This window comes from Pseudonocardia halophobica, from assembly GCF_027922425.1.
Classification (GTDB): Bacteria; Actinomycetota; Actinomycetes; order Mycobacteriales; family Pseudonocardiaceae; genus Pseudonocardia; species Pseudonocardia halophobica.
Window position 1 is genome coordinate 1 of the sequence record NZ_BSFQ01000143.1, and the last position, 1,048, is coordinate 1,048.

2 protein-coding genes are annotated in these 1,048 nt (G+C 70.2%); both read right to left on the bottom strand.

Translation table 11 applies throughout. The features are described from left to right. A partial coding sequence (locus PKE99_RS37745; protein ID WP_271215055.1) for an alpha/beta fold hydrolase occupies nt 1-572 on the bottom strand: 572 nt, incomplete at its 3' end. A gap of 46 nt (nt 573-618) precedes the next feature. Beyond that, nucleotides 619-1,048: amidohydrolase family protein (locus tag PKE99_RS37750; protein WP_271215056.1), on the bottom strand; the 430-nt coding region annotated here is incomplete at its 5' end.

Consider the following 1,048-nt stretch of genomic DNA (forward strand, 5'->3'; position numbering starts at 1 on the left):
CCGCACCACATGCCGGCATAGGTGGGCCAGACGACCTCGGGGTCGTGCGCGAGCGCCTGTAGCCGGCGTCGGATCCGGCGGGCGGCGGTGACGCTGTTGTGTACCTCCGGCTCGAGGTCGGCTGCCACCGCGGCTCGTTCTGCGCTGTCGGCGGAAGCCGGGTCGCCGATGATCGCGCGAACTTGGCCCTCCCACTCCTCGGGCTGCCCGTAGGCCGGGTCGATCAGCAGGACCGAGCGGGCCAGGTCCGGGCGGCGCACAGCGATCAGGTTGGCGATGATGCCGCCCAGGGAGTGCCCGACCAGATGGCTGTCGCTCAGGCCCAGATGGTCGAGGACGGCGATCACGTCCTCGGCGAGCTCCGCGCTCCCGTACCCGCTCGCGGTCCGTTCGGAATGCCCGTGCCCCCGCAGGTCGAGTGTCACAACACGCGCGTCGCCGGCGAAGGCGGAAATCTGGTCGACCCAGTCGGTCGAGTCGCTGCACCACCCGTGAATCAACACGACAGAGCGGTCACCGCTGCCGAACTCCGCCACGAAGCAGGCGAAGCCCCGAACACGAACCCAACTCATGCATTCCTGCTTTCCCTGTGGTGGCCCGCTCGACCTGGCGCCGCGGTCAGCTGAGGACCGACGCCGCAGCGGCGAGACAGCCGCTGCGGTCCACACCGGCGGTGAGGACGTGCGCGATGTTGCTCTGGTCACCGAGCAGTCGGATATCGGACAGCACGTCGCCGGTGACGACCACGACGTCCCCGGCGAAGCCGGCCGCGAGCTTGCCGATCTGGTGTTCGCGCTGGAGCAGCGCGGCCGCGGTAGCCGTGGCCGTGGTCAGGGCTTCCTCCGGTGTCATGCCGTGCTCGACGTAGAGCTCCAGCTCCCGGGCGTGTGCACCGAAGGGGCACAGCGTTCCGGAGGAGTCGGTGCCCATGGCGATCCGGACTCCGACCTGGCTGGCGATGGCGAAGGCCTCGAGCGTGCGGTCATGGGCGTCGCGCAGGTCGTCCACGCCCTCGGGGGTGAGTGCGCGCCGGGTTCCTTCGCGTTGG